Source organism: Chitinophaga sp. CCNWYY40 (assembly GCF_037483205.1).
Classification (GTDB): Bacteria; Bacteroidota; Bacteroidia; order Chitinophagales; family Chitinophagaceae; genus Chitinophaga; species Chitinophaga ginsengisegetis.
This window is the reverse complement of sequence record NZ_JBBHLF010000001.1, coordinates 848,556-864,248: the sequence shown is the minus strand read 5'-3', so window position 1 is coordinate 864,248 and position 15,693 is coordinate 848,556. Positions and strand designations below refer to the sequence as shown.

Here is a 15,693-nt window from a genome sequence, read left to right as displayed (position 1 = left end):
TATTAATAAAAATCAGCTTGATTAGAAAATCATCGCCAGGAACTAATCAGTTATACCGTATGCCTTACGGATATCCTGTTGCAATATGTTGGGAGCAGGAAGTGTATGTATACCCGTCTTATTTATCGTTAAACCGGCATAAGCCAGGTATTGCTGATAGTTAACAGGAGCGGGCGTTTCCACATATACAAAGAAGTCAGCCAGGGATTGTCCGGCAATGGTTTCACATGTTTCCCGGAACTCGGCTGGTGTAAATCCGCGTTGGAGTTGCAGGTAATACTGCCGGTATAAAGCCCGCATCACATCATCGAGCGATTGCTTATTATGTGTAGCATAACGGATCCGCAGATCCAGCAGAAAGGCAAGCACCGGCCCTTTTTCATAACAGGAAATGGTTTTGGCCGGATCACCGCCAAAGGGTCCATCATCCCAGGTTTCATAGCTGGCAGCGGTAACAGATTGTACCTTGTTGCCCGGCCGTTGTTCACACGACTGTATATGCCGGTTCAATGCCTGCAATAAGTCGGCACCAGACATCAGCCCTGCCCTTTGCAGCACCAGGTACTCATAGTATACTGTGAATCCTTCCGATACCCACAGCAGCTTTTTACGATTAGCAGCATCATAATTAAAAGGTCCCAGTTCCACAGGGCGGATCCGCTTTACATTATAATGATGGAAATATTCATGTGCCAGGAAACTATAGGTTCTCTGACGTGCTGCTTTATCATTTAATTCTTCCCCGGTAAAAGATACGGCCGTTGAATTCAAATGCTCTATGCCTCCCTGCCCTGGCCCGATTCCCAGAAAGGTATAGTGATCATAGGGAATATCCCCGATGATCCCGGCTGCTGTGCCGACTATCTTTTCCAGGTCGCTCATAAACTGACCGCGGTTAAAATTACCCGGCTGAAAAGCGGTGAAATAATGAGGGATCCCTTTTACTTTAAACGCGGGAAACGATTCCAGGTCGCCCATCAGTAAGGGGCTGTCGTATAGCACATCAAAGCTCGCGGCGGTGTAAGTATGCTTACTCAGTGTATCCATTCCCGTAGCCACCTGCCAGTTGCCATATGGCTGTACAGTGAGCAGAACGGGCCAATCAGTTTTCCCCGCCGGATACATGAAAACGCCGGCGGGTGTAATATAGCCGTGGTCCTTATCCAGGTAGCTCGTGGCTACAAAATTACGGCGGGCAGTTACTTTGTAAGTAACCTTTACTTCAGCGCCGGGAGCATGGGTGATTTCCCAGCTGTTGGTATTTGTTTTATGCCACGGTAATGTATCATTGGTGGCGCTATATACATGAAAATCTTTCACCTGGCCGGCATAGTCCATCAGTTGATAATAACCGGGCGTCCACACCGGGAGCTTCAGCGTGGTGTGGGTGGCGCTGTCCGCCTTGTAATTCATTTCCACTTCATATACGCCTGCAGCCGGTTCGGGCATGCGCACGTTAAATGCTATACGCAGTGATTTCAGGCGGATAATGTTTACCGACAACGCAGGTACTTTCCAGCTGAACTGCGCCGCTGCATTCTGAATCGTGGAAGTATGCGGCGTGTAAGCTTCGGGGGATGCAAATGAATTCTCCGCGTCCGGCTTGCCGGCCGTTAGCGTGATCACCTGCGCAACAGGGTTCACCGCGGCTCCGTTCAGGCGGATATCCGCATCTACAGTGCTTTCGCCGGCATTTACGATTTTGAGGATAATGTCGCCGTTCTTTTCATCTTTGCCTGCAATAGAAAATAACTTCTGTGGTTCACGGTAAGTCATGAGCAGTGAATTGTCTACGAAACACTTCACTTCATCATTGTTTACTTCTAGGCGGATATCATACCAGCGACCGGATTCCAGCGGGGCTTTCAACCGCACCGGGTTGCTGATACCAGCCACATCGTATCCGTTGGTAAGACTTTCAAACATGGCATTGGAATTCAGCCAGGAGCCAATATGTGCACGTAAGCAGGTATTGGTATCTTTTACAGCAAAAGGAATAATAAAAGCATTTACCCCACCGGTTTTACGGGCTTTAAGCGACAGCGTATAGGCATTAAAGTGATGACCTTTCAGGATAGCCAGTTGCTGCGCACCGGCAGCTGTTTGCGCCAGTACACCGGTTTGTCTCTTCCAGCTGCCTCTTACCGGGAGCCAGTCTGTCAGCTGCGGATCAAGGCGGCTGTTGTAAACAGTATCGCCCTGTTGCACGACGGTAATATCTTTATACTCCGCTTCCGTATCCCAGGTAGCGAGGCCAATACTTCCCGAAAATTTTGGCGTTACCTTCTTTTCCGGCAACAGCGTGGTTGTTACCGGATAGTTGAAAGTGGCTTTATGATCGTTCAGCATATTCAGCGCGTAATAGGAGATCCTTCCAAAGCTGGCGCCTGCGTTGAAATGAATGAGGTTCACGGGCCAATCCACATCATGCTCATTCACCAGTAAAGGCGCATAGCTGCTCATCTTCACCAGGTCGGCATTCTTCTCCATACTCATTACATACACTGCATCGCTGAGGGCGGCCTGCATGTTACCGTTTCCTACGCCTGCATTGGTAGCATATTCCCCTACGTACATCTGCCAGTTGCCCCGTTTGTATTTATCGAAATGATCAAAGTTGCGCAGGCTCCAGCCGGCATCTTTATAGGCATGTTCATCCACGATATCTGTATGCTGCATACTATCGAGGGTATGCCGGTTTACGTCGCCGATGCCCATACTGGCAATGATTTCAATCTGCGGATATTTTTTGTGGATGGCGTTATAAAAAACATTGTACCGTTTTGCATAATCCGGACCATGCTGTTCGTTGCCTACTTCTACGTACCTGAGCGGGAACGGCGCCGGGTGGCCATTAGCAGCGCGTTGTTTTCCCCAGCGGGAAGTAACCGGACCAATCGCATATTCGATGGCGTCCAGTGCGCTTTGGATATACGGCGCCACACTATCATCCGGCACAAAGGTGCCGCTGCGGTACTCACAGGAAATGCCCACATTAAAAACATACAACGCCGCGGCGTTGATATCTTCGCAAAACTGCAGGTATTCATGATATCCGAAGCCGTTGCTGCTCCAGTACCCCCATGGGCTATACGAAGCTGTACGCTGTTCCACCGGGCCGAGCGTGGTTTTCCAGTCGGGCGCACTTTCCACGGTAATCCCTTCCACATAGCAGCCGCCGGGCCAGCGTACAAAGGCCGGTTTCATTCGTTGGATGAGGGTGGCAATATCCGCACGCATACCATTGGGGCGATCCCGGAAGGTATGCACCGGGAACAGCGATACCATGTCCAGCAGCAGGGTGCCGCTTTGGTGAAAGGTAAGCACCAGCCGTCCGGCAGGGTCGCTTCCTTTCGCTGTAAGAGTGGCATTATATTTTTTCCAGGAAGCGGTGCCGCCCATCTGCAACACCGTGTCTGCCAGGATTTGTCCTGATGCCGTTTGCAGGGAAGCGGTTACTTTTCCCGTGTATCCTTTAACGTTATTTGCAAAGAAGGACAACCGGTAAGCGGCTCCCTTCTCCACGTTCATGCCCCAGAAGCCTTCATTAACAAGAGCTGCGTCTTTACCGGTTACTTTCACCTGCATCGCGTGCGGCGTGGCGGCATTCAACGGATGATCCGTTACCAGCGAAAGTTGCGCATTGTTTTCCGCATGCCACGCCGGCCACCGGCTTTGCAGCGGCCATTCCATTTTCCAGTCGGATACCTGTCCGTGCAGCATGAAATGCGGCTTTTGCGGGAAAGGCACCAGCCAGCCGTTTTCCAGCTTAGTACCAGCCGGAATGCGGTGATCTTCAAAGCCGCGGTTTTGCACCATTTCAGCGTATAGTCCTCCTTCGCCGGCGTGACTGATTTCTTCAAAGAAAATACCGTGCAGGGTAGCCGGGATAGCAGCCCCCTTCTCGGTGGTATTTATGGTGATTTCAGCCCTTTTCTGGGCAATGGCGGAGCTACTCCCTGCAAGCAGGCAGATAACGGCCAGAAAGCCTTGTTTTATGCGGTTCATATATTATTCAACTATCCATTCGTGTATCCCGGCGGCATTATCTGCCGGCAGTTGTATTTCCAGTTTTAAGGCGGTGGTGGTAACCGGCTCAAAAGTGATCACGTTATACTTGTCTTTTTCTACAGTATAAGGTGCTTTCGCATTTACCGGTTTCCACTCCCCTCCCTGTTTGTAATACAGCTTCCAGGCAGCGGGTACTCTGCAGCCGCCAAAAGGGCCATCGTCGTACCAGTATACTTTGGAGCTGCTTACGGTATGACTGCTATCGAACGTATACTGTACCCATTCCTTGGTGCCTTTGGCCGGCCACCAATGCAGGTAAAGGGCGCTGTTATCTTTTGAGTCTTTCGGTTCATACTGATCATTCAGGGCCATATACATGCGCTGATTTTTTACAGAAGCCGTTACTTTACTTTTAGAAGCGATGGTGGGTGCAGGTTTTGGACGGGCAGCCGAAGCTTCAAACGGAATCCACACCGTCATTTCAGCGGGACCGCGATTGGCCCAGGAAAAATAGGGTATAGCCGTTACCGTTTGACTGCTTTTAATCAGCGAGTCAGAATTCAGTTGACGGCTGGCAGAATTACCGGGCATTTGCAGGGTCATTACCCCGCTGAGCAGATCCGGACGATATACAGGAGAAACCACCGCCTGTTTATCCACCACGATATTTTGCACGGTGGCGTCTTTATTATCCGGTCCCTCCAGGCAATACATAATAGGTCCGCGTTCCAGCGCAAAGCGGGAGTGGTCGTCCTTTACCGCAGCGGCAGCCAGGATCTTTCTTACTTCCATCGGGAATTCCAGTGTTACCTTATCCCCTTTCTTCCACGAACGGTTAATAACAGCATAGCCTTTTTCCGTCGTATAGGCAACGGGATTACCATTGAGCAGGATGGGAATTTTTACGGCTGAACTGTCTTCTTCAAAATACAGGTTTCCCGGTACCGGCCTGTTTTCTGCCCAGCCCGGAATACGTACCCGGAGCGTGAAAGTAGTAGGTTTGGCAGTATTAATCGTGATTTCGTCTTTTCCATTCCAGGGATAATCCGTTTGCTGAACAATATTTACTTTACCGGCTTTCAGCTGGATGGTAGCGGAGTCGCCCACGAAAAGATTTACGTACAGATCATTGTCTTTCTGTGCATATACATACCCCGGCATGGAAGGCAGGAAGCGGGTCATATTGGAAATGCAGCATGCGCATCCAAACCAGGCGCTTCGCTGGTGCTGCCCCATAGAGGCCAGTGGGTTGGGATAAAAGAAGCGGTCGCCGCTGATGGATACCCCGGAGAGCAAACCATTGTACAGCGTGCGTTCCAGCACATCAATATATTTTGCATCGCCGTGCAGCAGGAACATACGGCTGTTCCAGTATACGTTGGCTATGGCAGCGCAGGTTTCCGCATAGGCCGACATGTTCGGCAATTCATACGCAGCTCCGAATGCCTCTCCTGCACCGGTGGCGCCAATGCCGCCGGTGATATAAAGTTTCCGGTCCACCACATCATCCCAGATATCATCAATGGCTGTCAGGTATTTTCGGTCGCCGGTTAAAGCGGCCACATCGGCCATACCGGTGTACATATAAGTGGCGCGTACGGCATGCCCTACGGCTTCGTGCTGGTCTGTTACCTTCTTGTGCGACTGGCTATACTCCTGGCTGTAGTGGGTACCCGGACCGCGAACGTCCAGGAAAAATTTGGCCAGGTCGAGATACGACTTATTGCCCGTTACCCGGTACAGGCGCGTGAGCCCTGTTTCCACGATCTGGTGACCGGGGAATTTTTCTTCCTTGCCCCAGCCGAAATCCCGCACCAAAAGATCGGCGTTACGGATGGCAATATTCAGCAGCGTTTTTTTACCCGTGGCCTGGTAATGCGCTACCGCCGCTTCAAACAGGTGACCGGAATTATACAATTCATGGCTCAGGTCTTCTTCCTTCTCCCATCTTTTACTGCCAATCCATTCATGTGGTTTTGCTGCTTTCACCGTGCGGAAAGTATAGAGATATCCATCTTTCTCCTGGGCGGCGCCGATAATACTGATCAGTGTATCCAGGTACTTTTCCAGACCAGGATTGGGCTGCATCTGCAATCCGTAGGAAGCCCCTTCAATTACCTTATACAGATCAGTATCATCAAAGGTGTATTCGGTGAGTTTATCACCCGGTATCTTACCCGCCGCACGTAAAAAGTTATCGATGCGGCCTGTCTTTCTACATTGCTCCAGTGTATACGGAATTGTCACACTGGCATTGGTCCTTATCTTCGGCGCCCAGAAATTATCATTCACCCGCACCTGTGTAAATGCCACCGGTTTAATCGGATAATCTTTCTGTAACTGCGCCTGCACTGTAGTGTTGGCCATCAGCATACCGGCGCCGGCCAGCGCCGCCTTTCCCCAAAATGATCTCATACCTTTTATCTTTATAGTCTTACAATATAATATTTTATAATTGTCTAGATAACAATTATGTCTAATACAGGGTGTATACAGGGGCCAGGTAACAGCCACCTGCCGGGAAATAAATAGTTATTCATAACACTAGTTGGATTTACGGTGGACAAGGATGCCGGTTGAATATAATTGTCATAATGACATTTAAAAGTATTGATAAAAAAAGAGGAATACTGCGTATATATTAACGAGTATTCCCAACATTTTGTCAATCCCCGAAACCTTGTCCTGTAGCGAAGTTTTCTGCAATCGATTACTACAGGCATCAGGATAATTTTGTTGTCAATCTTACGGCGCATAGCATCCCATCAGCATTTATTATTCACTGCAGCGGAGCAGCACTACCCCATGCGGAGGAACATCCACGGTGTAAGCAACAGGTATAACACCGAGGTCGCGCTGGGTCCATACATTCCTTACCCGTGGCTTCGCAGACAGGTTAATGTCTTTCCACGGTACCGTAAGATGCCGGTATTGCCGGTCTTTATTAAAGATGCCTATCGCCTTACTTCCATCAGCCAGGGGTTTCACCCACACTTCGTAGTGCGCCGTGGCAATACGCCGTCCGGCAGCTACCCCCAGCGTATCCTGGTCGATGGCCAGCACTTCGTCATTGGTGAGCAGGTTAAGCGTAAAAGTATCTATCCTGCTGATGTCGCACCCGATAAGCAACGGGGCCGCGAGCAGGCTCCACAGGCTCACATGCGTATATTGCTCGTCCGGCGTAAGCCGCGTGGGATGCAGATTTTCGCCCCAACCCACCTGTCCTACAATCATCATATCCGGATCATTCCAGTTACCTGGACGGGCGTACTTCTCAAGTGGATATTGCCCGAATCCGATGCCAGCCATGCTTTCCCAGGTATCATCAATATCTTCTGTGGTGCGCCAGGTTTGCGCATCTACCTGCGGTCCCCATTTCCACACTTCTCTCAGTCCATACTGGCAAAGATTATACACAATATCGCGGGGATACTTCCGGATGGCTTGCTGCATAACCCGGAACGGATGAATGAATGTTTCAAGGCTGGTGTCCGCAGGCATTACCTGGTCATAACTGCACCAGTCGTATTTAAGATAATCAATTCCCCAGTTTGCATAGGTAGCAGCGTCCTTCTCCTCATTCCGGTAAGAACCCAGGAATCCGCCACAGGTAAGCGGACCCGGAGAAGAATACATTCCAAATTTCAGTCCGCGGCTGTGCAGCCAGTCGCCCAGTCCTTTCATATCGGGAAACTTTCCGTTAGGAAGGATACTGCTGTCAGCTGCACGTTGGGGTTGCTGCCAGCCATCATCAACATTAATATAATTCCAGCCATGATCTGCCAGGCCTTTGTCCAGCAGTGCCTGTGCAGAGCTTTTCACTTTATCCTCACTTACGCTGAGGCCCCAGCAATTCCAGCTGTTCCATCCCATTGGCGGCGTTAAGGCAATAGTGCCACCCGCTTTCAGCAACAGCGACTGTGCAGCTACACCGAGTACGTTAGTCACGGTAACTCCTATACGATAATTACCGGCCTGTTTTATCACGCCGGTAATTACCCCATTGGTACTATCAATCATTAAACCTTCCGGCAACCCGGATGCGTGGTAATGCAACGGGGCCGTTCCGGTGGCGGCCACTTTGAAGATCACGGGCGTACCCGGACTAACGCCATACACCGGGGCACTGTTGATCCGTGGTGCAGGCGCAGGCGCCGGTGTTTGAAGATAAGGTACCTCCAGTTCTCCCTTCAGCTGGTGCCCGGTAGCCGTTTCCGTGAAACAATAACGTAAACGGATACCCGCTCTGTGAGGCGCCTCCATGACAAACGCCCCTTTTGATTCCGGCGTAAGTATCATCGTCTGCATATGACTTGATATCTTCTTTCCAGCCGCTAAGTCAAATATATCACTGCGGAGTGTACCCTTTACCGTAGTATTGAACAAATTAGTGAGCCGTACAGGTAACGCAGTCTTCTTATCACTGAAAATGATCTGATCTTCCGGCAGCGTTAACCGGATACCATCTATTTTCCGGAGCAGATCCACATAAGGGGTACCCATAAAAATACCGCCGGTACCACCGCCATCAAACACTCTTACAGCTATCACATTTTCTGCATCCCAGCGGATAGCTTTATCCGCAGTGGGAATATGATACTCCCGGATGTATGGCCACTTACTAACGTAGCCGCCCATATCATGCGGGAAGCTCCCGGTTTGCCCTATCCGTACGCCATTCAGCCAGGTTTCATCTACATCATTTACATGCGCGAGGTAAATACGCAACGAGTCTTTCCAGGCAGCCTGTTGTTTCAGGCTACGGGGAATAACTAACTTCATACGGTACCAGCCATACCCGTGATAGTCCGGGAATCCCTGCGACTGCCACACTTCACCGGCCTTTATACGTTTCCAGTGCTGATCGCTATAACCCGGCGACGCCCATTGCAGGGAGTCGCCTGTTGTAAACGCAGCTTCTTTCAATATCAGTGCATCGGGATGCTGGGCCATCGCCGGCAAAGCAAAGCAAATCATTAATACTACATACCATCCATGCTTCATACATCCGGTCATCGCATCTTTCATTTGTCGTTTATAACTTCGTCACATTTGGCAATCGCACTATCACTTCATAACTGCCTTCAAATAATATCTGGAAACCAAACCGCGGGTTGGCCGACCAGGCTTTGGGTGCAGCGCCGTCCATTTTAATAAACCACGCGGGAATACGGTAATAGATCAGGTAATTGACATAACCGGGGATCAGCTTCGCCGGATAAGGAGCAATGGCATAATCTGTGATCAATGCAGTATCCGTTACCACCACCGGGTTAAATCTTGCATAGGAAGCAAAAGACGGCCGGTCGCCACGGGTAATCACCTCCCCTTTCTTTGGGTTAAACAGTTTCCCGTTCTTATCCATGATCTTTAACATCACTTTGGTACCGGAAGCGGATATACGTTTTAACTCCATCGTGCCTTTCATCTCGCCGGGAAAAGTATTGGTAACAGAATCGTACCCGGGAATCACCGGTATTTCCGTCATACGGATATACTCAGGATCTTCAATATGCAGGCGCGCGAGGTTCTTATACACCTTACTCCCGTTAACATTGGTTGCTTTCACATCAAATTCATACACACCATTAGGAATGTTAGCGGAAGGCGATTTAAACAGGAACCCGCCATTCACCGGGTTAAACTCAAAAGGCAACTCCTGCAAACTGTCCTGCTTTGCGCGCAACTCAGCAATTGTGGTATCGGTATCCGGGTCAAAAGACATTTTATCTTTAAATACCCATACCGGGTATTTGGTGGTAAACGCGGCTGGTAACTTACCTCCGCCTACCGGCCGTATATCCAGCATTTCAAATGTTACCGGTGGCGTGGAGCCATCGAATAAAATGCCGGGATAACGGGCCGTAATTCCTTTCGGAATAAATATCTCCGGGCTTTTGTAACGGATACCATCGCTCAGAAAACCTTCTTCCACTTTGGTACATGCAGCATTCATCAATACAAATGCGCTGATGGCGAATAAGATATATTTCATAGTCATCTTATTTTTAGTTTTCCCTGTAAATGTAAAATCCCATGTTGGCGTTGGCCTCCAATACATGCACCATACCTGTAGCAGTACGTACTTCAGAAGTTTGCACATACGCATAAAAATCCGGCTCCCTGTTCTCCGTGCCATCCGGTACATCTTCATCTGCCAGTCCGAATACCCGTCGTATCTGTATCCTGTTGGTAGTAGACCGGATACCACTTACATCGATATAATACTTTTCCAGCAGCAGGAAATAATTCCCTTCGCTGTTGATGTTGGTAAAACTCTTCTTCGTATAGCTCATGGCTTTCTTATCAATTACACCTTTGAATATATGCCGCCGCAGGTAAAACTTAATACTGTCGGTCGTCAAACTATCCAATGTAAATTTGATGTTTTCGTTGTTATACTTCCGTTGTAACGCGCGTGTTTGCTGCGCCAGGAAATTGGCTACACCGGAATTTGTGGGCGAAAAGAAAGTAATATCCCCGTTGATCTCGTCTTTCATTCCTGCGCGGTCTATCAGCATTACCACGGTATCCAGCACTTTACTTTCTTTCAGGAAATCGTAGGTCGGCATCTTCCTGATCCTTTCGAGGTTGGTATTGCCTTCATCAACCAGGTAGTTATCTTTTTTACACGCTGCCAGGATCAGCAGTGATCCGAGTAGCAGATGAATGATCTTCATGATAAATAATTTGGATAAAAATTAAATTTTACCTGCCCAGTATTTATTCTGTACCAGCAACCTGTTGTTGTTGAACAGTGCAGGGTCCAGCGGCATAAGGAAGCCTTCCTGGTTGTACCTGGCGGGCGTAAGCCAGGGCACCACCGACCGTTTCATCCTTACATCATCGAAATAAAGCTGGCCTTCCATAAACAGTTCGCGCGAACGCTCTGTCATGATTTCATCCATCAGGCTGTTGTAAGTGAGCGGCGATTCGCTTACGTACAGCGCTGAGTCCATCTGCGGCTGGTTGCGCGAGCGGCGGAAACTCCGCAGCTGTGAGTAGGCTTGTCCCAATTCTCCTTTGTATACGGCGATTTCCATGCGGTTCAGCAATACATCTGCATACCGGATCAGGGAAACATTGTTATCCAGGTAAGGTTCCGCCTGTTGATTTGGATTGTTGTAGATGATGTTACTGTATTTTGTTAAGATGGGTTGGGAGCCGTCTGCATCATAGAGAAACAAACTTCTTCGTATATCCGTATTAGGTAGCGTATCTTCCGGATTAGGACCCGTTTGGATAATGCGCGGGTACAGGTTACTAACAATGCTGTTGCCCAGCAACAGGGGGCTCCAGTCTGTTTTTGCCAGTACCGGGATCCTCAGAAACTTCATGGGCATCAGGTTGTTTGAACCCTCGTTATAGGCATAGCGCGTATATAATTCAAAGATACTTTCGCGGGTGTTGCCGGTAAATACCTTTGCATACTGAATACTGTCCACCTTCCCACCGGGAGCCGGCAAACCGTACAACCCGCTGCCTATAATGCTTTCCACCAGCGCAGAAGCTTTTGCTACATCTGCCATATCCGGCGTAGCTTCAAATACGGGCTTTTTAATTACGCAGGCGCGCCACAGGTATACCTGTGATTGCAGCGCCATCACCGCCGCTTTATTAGGAACGGTCCCCCTGTTGGCTTCCACTTCATAAGTCATATCCAGGCAGTTAGCTGCCGAGTCGAGATCGTTCAGGATCTGTTGTACTACTATATTTTTATCTGTACGCGCCAGCGGTTTATTCGCAATAGGATCAGGGTCCGGTGTTAATACCAGCGGCACATCACCAAAAGTGCGAAGCAGCTGAAAGTACACATAGGAGCGGATAAAAAGAGTTTGCCCGGCAATGTTCTTCCGGCCTTTTTCCGGATCATCTGCAAAGGTATCGTCCGGTACCAGCGGCAGCTTTTCCAGTATCAGGTTTGTTTGCAGAATGGTGCTGTAAAACCTCGACCAGTTGCGAAAAACATCCAGGTAGTTCATTTCAAATTTCCCCACCTGTATGTTCCAGTCGGAATTGGAAAAATAAGGTCCGCTCCTGATGATGATAAACTGGTCTCCCAGCGTCATATCGCCCAGGTTATGGAAGTAATCCTGGTCGAGCATATTGGCGCGCAGCGAAGCGTATGCGCCTGCCAACGCCTTCTTCATATCATTCTCCGACTTCCAGAATTTCTCCTCGTAAGTAGTATCCTTTGGCTCCTGGTTCAGCATTTTCTTACACCCCGATAAAAATGCTGCCACTATAATAATGATAATTAAAGTCCGTTTCATAAAAAGTGTTTAGCTGTTTTTAAAATCCTACATCGATGCCCAGTGTATACTTATGCGGGCTCGGATAGCCGACACCGTTATACTCCCCGTAAGGATTCACATTTTCCGCATCCGGCAATCTTTTGGATGCCTGGAACATGTATACATTGTCCATCAGGCCATAAAACCGCAGACGGTTCAGATGCAGTGGTTTCAGGGCCTTTTCTTTGAGGGTATAGCCAAATGATACGTTCTTGATCCTGAAATAATCTCCTTTCTCCAGGAAGAAGGTTTGATCTGCACGGTAATAATAACGGTAAGTACCAATATCCATTCTTGCATACTGGGCCTTATCACCCGGCTTGCGCCAGATATTCATAGACGAAAGGTCTGATACCGCATACTTGGAGAATTCATTACCTGAACCATCCCAGCCATAGCGGCCATAGGTGTCGGATTCATACAGGTTCAGCACATCTCTTTTAAACGTGAAAGTGCAAAGGAATCCAAAAGTGAAATTCTTCCAGTAAAAGTTTTGTGTGATACCACCAGTGAGGAAAGGATTAGGATTTCCGTAAGGAATTTTATCGCCGGTGATGCCGCCATTAAAGGCATCAATAATACCATCGCCATCCAGGTCAGCAAAAATAAACTCGCCGGCCCTGAAAGGGTTATTGGAAGCAGGATCATTCACGGCTCCTACCTGGAATTTCTTACCGGTGTATTTATCCGTTGGCACATCATCATCGGTAGCATATACACCCAATGTTTTCAACAGGTAAAAAGTATTCACTGCTTTTCCACGGGTAAGGATATGCGTGGTATTAAATAGGTTACCAAATGTAAGATCCCGGTTATTGTTAGGCATACTTACCACCAGGTTCTGGTTCATGCTTACATTCCACATTATTTCCCAACGCAGCGCGCTTTTCTCCGGCATTACATTCCTGAACTGGAAATTGATATCAATACCGGAATTACGTAATTGTGCACCGTTTGTTTTAGCGGTGGCGATACCGGTAGTGCTCTGCAGGTTCATATCAATAAGTCCTGCTTTACTGTTCTTCACATATACATCGGCACTGAAATAATATTTACCGTTCATCAGCTCTGCTTCTATCCCACCGTTCCAGCTGGCGGTTTTCTCCCAGCTGATATCTTTCTGCGCTACGCCACCAGAGCCAAATTGCGGGGTAATGGTTACTGCGCCGTTGTAAGTATTGGGATTTAATCCGCTGCCGTTATACCCGGCGGCGCCTACGTTATAAAGACTGTACTGCAAATAGTAATCGCCGGGCAGGTTACCCAGCACACCATAACTACCGCGCAGTTTCAGCATGGACAGCCAGCTGGAATAACGGCGCATAAAAGGTTCATTGCTGATCATCCAGCCTGCGGAGATAGCGGGAAAATATCCCCACTTGTTATCCGGTCCGAAGCTGGAAGCTGCATCACCACGCAGGGATGCAGAGAAGAGATAGGTGCTTTTATAATCGTAGTTCACCCTTGAAAACAGGGAGAGAATACCAAAGGCGGCGTAGGAAGAACTGCCGTACAGATAAGGCCCCTGCGGGAAACCATTCACCACCTGGATCTGATCACTGGCGCCACGGTCGCCCCGCGCATAGGTGTTCTGATAAGTGCTGTACTGCACCTCCTGCCCTACGATGGCGTTGATGGTATGTTCTTTTCCTTTTCCGAATACAGCGTTCCAGTTCAGGTCATTGGAGGTAGTATAGCTTTGCTGCAGACCGCTGGTAGATGAAGCAGAGTTGCCGAGGTCAGAATTCAGTTCACCGGGTACTGATACATCACGGCGGCTCATCACCATAGATACGGAGTTACGGGAGCGGAACGACAACTGGCTGGATAACCGCAGCTGCACAGAGATATCGCCATTCACCTGGTTATCGGTGTTGATATCCATGTTACTGGAATATCGCCCTAACACACGCTGCAAGCTGTTCTCATCCGGTGCAAACAGGGAGGAAGGCATGCTTTGTCCCACAGCGCCAAAGAGGTCGGCGCTGCCGGAACCGCGTCCTCTCTCCATGCGGGCCAGCCTGATATTAGGTACTACTTCCAACGCGCCGTTTTTGGTACGTATAGAGGAGGAATAGTTGAGCGTATAGCGTTTAAACCCGGAGGCTTTCACAATTCCATCTTCCATATATAACCCGGCCGACAGGCGGTAGGTGTTATACTCCGTTCCCCCGTACACGTTAAAGTCCACATTTCGCACCAGACCATTACGGTAAAACAGGCGTTGCCAGTCGGTAGATTTATTCAGGTCAGGGTTCAGACTGTCCGTCATGATGAGGTTCTTATGCGTCAGCCTGTCGTAGTTGCCTTCAAACGCATCATCATACAGGCGGATCTTTTCGCGGCGTTCCGCTGCGCCCACCAGTACCTGGCGGAGTTTAGGGATCTGCGTTAAACCGCCATAGGCCGATACGCTGAAGCGTGGCGCACCGGTGCGGGCGCGTTTTGTTTTGATGATGATCACCCCGTTGGCGCCGCGGGAGCCATACACAGCGGCGGCGGCGGCATCTTTCAGTACATCCACCGACTCAATTTCATTGGGGTTCAAACCGGCGATGTTGTTGGTACCGGTACCGATGTCCGGCCCCACCATATCATCATTGAACTGCGGTACATCATCAATCACATACAGCGGTTTGTTTAATATTTTATACTGATTGCTTTGGTAAGAAGTGCCGATAGCGGTATTACCTCTCACGGAGATGGTGGGTGCAGCGCCAGGTTCCCCGGTGAAATTCTGCACATTTACGCCGGCCATACGCCCCTGCAGGAGTTGTTCAAAACTACCGGCGGGAATGTTTTCAATGTCTTTTCCTTTGATACTGGAAACCGCCGCAGTGGCTTTGCGCCGGTTCACTGTCTGGTAGCCGATCACCACTACATCGCCCAGTGCGCCGCTCTGTGCGGTAAGCACTACGTTAAGATGCGTGCGGCCTTTTAATTTCTGTTCCTGTTTGAGATAACCAATAAAACTGAACTCCAAAGTGGCATCAGGTGGCGCCGACAGGGAAAACTCTCCCTTATCATCCGTGACCACCCCCTGGGAATTCCCTTTAATTTTGACCGAGGCGCCCGGCAGAGGCCCGCTTCTTTCATCTGTAATTTTGCCGCTGACTTTTACGTTCTGGGCAACAGATGGTAAGACCGCCAGTAAGGCGATAAAGGCCATGACAATTTTTTGCATGGGATTAGGTTTAAGCGATGTTGAAAAATTCTGGTTGATATACGATGTTACAGGTCCGCACACGGTGCGTCTACAAAATATTAAACTTTATTCCGGTTGATTTATTTTAATTGTATTGTTGACAATTGTTATTACAAATCTATCTAAAAGGACCGGATATTACTTCCCGGAAATTAACTGATAGGTTGCTGATTTTAACAGGTA

7 protein-coding genes are annotated in these 15,693 nt (G+C 49.0%); all 7 read right to left on the bottom strand.

What is annotated here, in order from left to right; translation table 11 throughout:
• Nucleotides 1-42: 42 nt before the first annotated feature.
• Entirely contained in the window at nucleotides 43-4,008 is a 3,966-nt protein-coding gene (locus tag V7S65_RS03550; protein WP_336386166.1) for a M61 family metallopeptidase, read from the bottom strand.
• 3 nt (nucleotides 4,009-4,011) lie between these two features.
• Entirely contained in the window at nucleotides 4,012-6,426 is a 2,415-nt protein-coding gene (locus tag V7S65_RS03545) for a glycoside hydrolase family 127 protein (RefSeq protein WP_336386167.1), read from the bottom strand.
• Between the two features lie 360 nt (nucleotides 6,427-6,786).
• Entirely contained in the window at nucleotides 6,787-9,039 is a 2,253-nt protein-coding gene (locus tag V7S65_RS03540; protein WP_336386168.1) for a putative Ig domain-containing protein, read from the bottom strand.
• Nucleotides 9,040-9,046: 7 nt separating this feature from the next.
• Nucleotides 9,047-10,006, bottom strand: coding sequence for a hypothetical protein (locus V7S65_RS03535; RefSeq protein WP_336386169.1), 960 nt, complete (start codon nucleotides 10,004-10,006; stop codon nucleotides 9,047-9,049).
• 13 nt (nucleotides 10,007-10,019) lie between these two features.
• Entirely contained in the window at nucleotides 10,020-10,691 is a 672-nt protein-coding gene (locus V7S65_RS03530; RefSeq protein WP_079468195.1) for a fasciclin domain-containing protein, read from the bottom strand.
• 21 nt (nucleotides 10,692-10,712) lie between these two features.
• On the bottom strand, nucleotides 10,713-12,284 hold the full coding sequence (locus tag V7S65_RS03525) for a RagB/SusD family nutrient uptake outer membrane protein (RefSeq protein WP_336386170.1): 1,572 nt from the start codon (nucleotides 12,282-12,284) through the stop codon (nucleotides 10,713-10,715).
• Nucleotides 12,285-12,303: 19 nt separating this feature from the next.
• Nucleotides 12,304-15,489: a SusC/RagA family TonB-linked outer membrane protein gene (locus V7S65_RS03520; RefSeq protein ID WP_336386171.1), complete on the bottom strand. Its 3,186-nt coding sequence runs from the start codon at nucleotides 15,487-15,489 to the stop codon at nucleotides 12,304-12,306.
• Nucleotides 15,490-15,693: the final 204 nt, after the last annotated feature.

Bases quoted from the DNA above. Each gene is read 5' to 3' on its own strand.
- V7S65_RS03550 (WP_336386166.1), bottom strand. From the start codon at position 4,008: ATGAACCGCATAAAACAAGGCTTTCTGGCCGTTATCTGCCTGCTTGCA.
- V7S65_RS03545 (WP_336386167.1), bottom strand. From the start codon at position 6,426: ATGAGATCATTTTGGGGAAAGGCGGCGCTGGCCGGCGCCGGTATGCTG.
- V7S65_RS03540 (WP_336386168.1), bottom strand. From the start codon at position 9,039: ATGAAAGATGCGATGACCGGATGTATGAAGCATGGATGGTATGTAGTA.
- V7S65_RS03535 (WP_336386169.1), bottom strand. From the start codon at position 10,006: ATGAAATATATCTTATTCGCCATCAGCGCATTTGTATTGATGAATGCT.
- V7S65_RS03530 (WP_079468195.1), bottom strand. From the start codon at position 10,691: ATGAAGATCATTCATCTGCTACTCGGATCACTGCTGATCCTGGCAGCG.
- V7S65_RS03525 (WP_336386170.1), bottom strand. From the start codon at position 12,284: ATGAAACGGACTTTAATTATCATTATTATAGTGGCAGCATTTTTATCG.
- V7S65_RS03520 (WP_336386171.1), bottom strand. From the start codon at position 15,489: ATGCAAAAAATTGTCATGGCCTTTATCGCCTTACTGGCGGTCTTACCA.